The sequence below is a fragment of the Streptomyces sp. NPDC005931 genome (genome assembly GCF_042871235.1).
GTDB lineage: Bacteria > Actinomycetota > Actinomycetes > Streptomycetales > Streptomycetaceae > Streptomyces.
Genome location: NZ_JBIAIG010000038.1, coordinates 1 through 5,220, shown reverse-complemented (window position 1 = coordinate 5,220; position 5,220 = coordinate 1). Strand labels below are relative to the sequence as shown.

General features: G+C 58.3%; 3 rRNA genes. All 3 read right to left on the bottom strand.

The features are described 5' to 3' along the window. The 3 genes from rrf to ACFYOV_RS33665 all read right to left on the bottom strand — a co-directional run bounded on the left by rrf (position 1) and on the right by ACFYOV_RS33665 (position 5,173). Positions 1-117 (bottom strand): 5S ribosomal RNA (gene rrf / locus ACFYOV_RS33675). Positions 118-210: 93 nt separating this feature from the next. After that, a 23S ribosomal RNA gene (locus tag ACFYOV_RS33670) occupies positions 211-3,332 on the bottom strand. A gap of 313 nt (positions 3,333-3,645) precedes the next feature. After that, positions 3,646-5,173, bottom strand: a 16S ribosomal RNA gene (locus ACFYOV_RS33665). Together the 16S, 23S and 5S rRNA genes form the textbook arrangement of a ribosomal RNA operon. Between the last annotated feature and the right edge of the window lie 47 nt (positions 5,174-5,220).

Here is a 5,220-nt window from a genome sequence, read left to right as displayed (position 1 = left end):
GTTCGGCGGCGTCCTACTCTCCCACAGGGTCCCCCCTGCAGTACCATCGGCGCTGTAAGGCTTAGCTTCCGGGTTCGGAATGTAACCGGGCGTTTCCCCTACGCTATGACCACCGAAACACTATGAAACAGACAACCGGAGCCACAACCACAACCATGGCTGCAACGATTGTTCGTGGTTTCAGAACCAACACAGTGGACGCGAGCAACTGAGGACAAGCCCTCGGCCTATTAGTACCGGTCAACTCCACACGTTACCGTGCTTCCATATCCGGCCTATCAACCCAGTCGTCTACTGGGAGCCTTACCCCATCAAGTGGGTGGGAGTCCTCATCTCGAAGCAGGCTTCCCGCTTAGATGCTTTCAGCGGTTATCCCTCCCGAACGTAGCCAACCAGCCATGCCCTTGGCAGAACAACTGGCACACCAGAGGTTCGTCCGTCCCGGTCCTCTCGTACTAGGGACAGCCCTTCTCAAGACTCCTACGCGCACAGCGGATAGGGACCGAACTGTCTCACGACGTTCTAAACCCAGCTCGCGTACCGCTTTAATGGGCGAACAGCCCAACCCTTGGGACCGACTCCAGCCCCAGGATGCGACGAGCCGACATCGAGGTGCCAAACCATCCCGTCGATATGGACTCTTGGGGAAGATCAGCCTGTTATCCCCGGGGTACCTTTTATCCGTTGAGCGACGGCGCTTCCACAAGCCACCGCCGGATCACTAGTCCCGACTTTCGTCCCTGCTCGACCCGTCGGTCTCACAGTCAAGCTCCCTTGTGCACTTACACTCAACACCTGATTGCCAACCAGGCTGAGGGAACCTTTGGGCGCCTCCGTTACCCTTTAGGAGGCAACCGCCCCAGTTAAACTACCCATCAGACACTGTCCCTGATCCGGATCACGGACCCAGGTTAGACATCCAGCACGACCAGAGTGGTATTTCAACGACGACTCCACGAACACTGGCGTGCCCGCTTCACAGTCTCCCACCTATCCTACACAAGCCGAACCGAACACCAATATCAAACTGTAGTAAAGGTCCCGGGGTCTTTCCGTCCTGCTGCGCGAAACGAGCATCTTTACTCGTAGTGCAATTTCACCGGGCCTATGGTTGAGACAGTCGAGAAGTCGTTACGCCATTCGTGCAGGTCGGAACTTACCCGACAAGGAATTTCGCTACCTTAGGATGGTTATAGTTACCACCGCCGTTTACTGGCGCTTAAGTTCTCAGCTTCGCCCCGACGAATCAGAGCTAACCGGTCCCCTTAACGTTCCAGCACCGGGCAGGCGTCAGTCCGTATACATCGCCTTACGGCTTCGCACGGACCTGTGTTTTTAGTAAACAGTCGCTTCTCGCTGGTCTCTGCGGCCACCCCCAGCTCAGGAGGAAAACTCCATCACCAGGCATGGCCCCCCTTCTCCCGAAGTTACGGGGGCATTTTGCCGAGTTCCTTAACCATAGTTCACCCGAACGCCTCGGTATTCTCTACCTGACCACCTGAGTCGGTTTAGGGTACGGGCCGCCATGAAACTCGCTAGAGGCTTTTCTCGACAGCATAGGATCATCCACTTCACCACAATCGGCTCGGCATCAGGTCTCAGACTATTGCCAGGCGGATTTGCCTACCTGACGTCCTACACCCTTACCCCGGGACAACCACCGCCCGGGATGGACTACCTTCCTGCGTCACCCCATCACTCACCTACTACCAGCTCGGGTCACCGGCTCCACCACTCCGACCTCGTCCGAAGACTCAGCCGGCGGCTTCACGGGCTTAGCATCACTGGATTCGATGTTTGACGCTTCACAGCGGGTACCGGAATATCAACCGGTTATCCATCGACTACGCCTGTCGGCCTCGCCTTAGGTCCCGACTTACCCTGGGCAGATCAGCTTGACCCAGGAACCCTTAGTCAATCGGCGCACACGTTTCTCACGTGTGAATCGCTACTCATGCCTGCATTCTCACTCGTCAACCGTCCACAACTCGCTTACGCGGCTGCTTCACCCGGCAGACGACGCTCCCCTACCCATCACAGCAGGCGTTGGCCCGTATGCTGCAATGACACGACTTCGGCGGTACGCTTGAGCCCCGCTACATTGTCGGCGCGGAATCACTAGACCAGTGAGCTATTACGCACTCTTTCAAGGGTGGCTGCTTCTAAGCCAACCTCCTGGTTGTCTCTGCGACTCCACATCCTTTCCCACTTAGCGTACGCTTAGGGGCCTTAGTCGATGCTCTGGGCTGTTTCCCTCTCGACCATGGAGCTTATCCCCCACAGTCTCACTGCCGCGCTCTCACTTACCGGCATTCGGAGTTTGGCTAAGGTCAGTAACCCGGTAGGGCCCATCGCCTATCCAGTGCTCTACCTCCGGCAAGAAACACACGACGCTGCACCTAAATGCATTTCGGGGAGAACCAGCTATCACGGAGTTTGATTGGCCTTTCACCCCTAACCACAGGTCATCCCCCAGGTTTTCAACCCTGGTGGGTTCGGTCCTCCACGAAGTCTTACCTCCGCTTCAACCTGCCCATGGCTAGATCACTCCGCTTCGGGTCTTGAGCGTGCTACTGAATCGCCCTGTTCGGACTCGCTTTCGCTACGGCTACCCCACCCGGGTTAACCTCGCAACACACCGCAAACTCGCAGGCTCATTCTTCAAAAGGCACGCAGTCACGAGGATGAAGCAAGCTCCATCCCGACGCTCCCACGGCTTGTAGGCACACGGTTTCAGGTACTATTTCACTCCCCTCCCGGGGTACTTTTCACCATTCCCTCACGGTACTATCCGCTATCGGTCACCAGGGAATATTTAGGCTTAGCGGGTGGTCCCGCCAGATTCACACGGGATTTCTCGGGCCCCGTGCTACTTGGGTGTCTCTCAAACGAGCCGCTGACGTTTCGACTACGGGGGTCTTACCCTCTACGCCGGACCTTTCGCATGTCCTTCGCCTACATCAACGGTTTCTGACTCGTCCTGTCGCCGGCAGACGACAGAAGAGAGATCCCACAACCCCCACGACGCAACCCCTGCCGGGTCTCACACGTCGTAGGTTTGGCCTCATCCGGTTTCGCTCGCCACTACTCCCGGAATCACGGTTGTTTTCTCTTCCTGCGGGTACTGAGATGTTTCACTTCCCCGCGTTCCCTCCACTTGCCCTATGTGTTCAGGCAAGGGTGACAGCCCATGACGACTGCCGGGTTTCCCCATTCGGACACCCCCGGATCAAAGCCTGGTTGACGACTCCCCGGGGCCTATCGTGGCCTCCCACGTCCTTCATCGGTTCCTGGTGCCAAGGCATCCACCGTGCGCCCTTAAAAACTTGGCCACAGATGCTCGCGTCCACTGTGCAGTTCTCAAACAACGACCAACCACCCATCACCCCGAACCACTACGGTCCGAGTGCACTGGGGCCGGCACCGAGGAACGACCCAACGGCCGTGCCCTCAGACACCCAACAGCGTGCCCGGCCCAGTCCCGTCCGGAGATCATGCGTTCCACGCTCCGCAGAGCAGTACTAGCAGCCCCCGACCCGAGGTCTGGACCGAGTAGTCAACGTTCCACCCATGAGCAACCAGCATCAGACGTTCGCCGATGTACTGGCCCCTGGACCGCGTAAGCGGCCTAGAAGTGCTCCTTAGAAAGGAGGTGATCCAGCCGCACCTTCCGGTACGGCTACCTTGTTACGACTTCGTCCCAATCGCCAGTCCCACCTTCGACAGCTCCCTCCCACAAGGGGTTGGGCCACCGGCTTCGGGTGTTACCGACTTTCGTGACGTGACGGGCGGTGTGTACAAGGCCCGGGAACGTATTCACCGCAGCAATGCTGATCTGCGATTACTAGCGACTCCGACTTCATGGGGTCGAGTTGCAGACCCCAATCCGAACTGAGACCGGCTTTTTGAGATTCGCTCCACCTCGCGGTATCGCAGCTCATTGTACCGGCCATTGTAGCACGTGTGCAGCCCAAGACATAAGGGGCATGATGACTTGACGTCGTCCCCACCTTCCTCCGAGTTGACCCCGGCGGTCTCCCGTGAGTCCCCAGCACCACAAGGGCCTGCTGGCAACACGGGACAAGGGTTGCGCTCGTTGCGGGACTTAACCCAACATCTCACGACACGAGCTGACGACAGCCATGCACCACCTGTACACCGACCACAAGGGGGCGCCCATCTCTGGACGTTTCCGGTGTATGTCAAGCCTTGGTAAGGTTCTTCGCGTTGCGTCGAATTAAGCCACATGCTCCGCCGCTTGTGCGGGCCCCCGTCAATTCCTTTGAGTTTTAGCCTTGCGGCCGTACTCCCCAGGCGGGGCACTTAATGCGTTAGCTGCGGCACGGACGACGTGGAATGTCGCCCACACCTAGTGCCCACCGTTTACGGCGTGGACTACCAGGGTATCTAATCCTGTTCGCTCCCCACGCTTTCGCTCCTCAGCGTCAGTATCGGCCCAGAGATCCGCCTTCGCCACCGGTGTTCCTCCTGATATCTGCGCATTTCACCGCTACACCAGGAATTCCGATCTCCCCTACCGAACTCTAGCCTGCCCGTATCGACTGCAGACCCGGGGTTAAGCCCCGGGCTTTCACAACCGACGCGACAAGCCGCCTACGAGCTCTTTACGCCCAATAATTCCGGACAACGCTCGCGCCCTACGTATTACCGCGGCTGCTGGCACGTAGTTAGCCGGCGCTTCTTCTGCAGGTACCGTCACTTTCGCTTCTTCCCTGCTGAAAGAGGTTTACAACCCGAAGGCCGTCATCCCTCACGCGGCGTCGCTGCATCAGGCTTTCGCCCATTGTGCAATATTCCCCACTGCTGCCTCCCGTAGGAGTCTGGGCCGTGTCTCAGTCCCAGTGTGGCCGGTCGCCCTCTCAGGCCGGCTACCCGTCGTCGCCTTGGTGAGCCGTTACCTCACCAACAAGCTGATAGGCCGCGGGCTCATCCTGCACCGCCGGAGCTTTCCACACGAAGAAGATGCCTTCCCGTGTCGTATCCGGTATTAGACCCCGTTTCCAGGGCTTGTCCCAGAGTGCAGGGCAGATTGCCCACGTGTTACTCACCCGTTCGCCACTAATCCCCTCCCGAAGGAGGTTCATCGTTCGACTTGCATGTGTTAAGCACGCCGCCAGCGTTCGTCCTGAGCCAGGATCAAACTCTCCGTGAATGCTTGCCGGTGATCCGGCGAAACACATCACGAGAGCGGAACAGTCG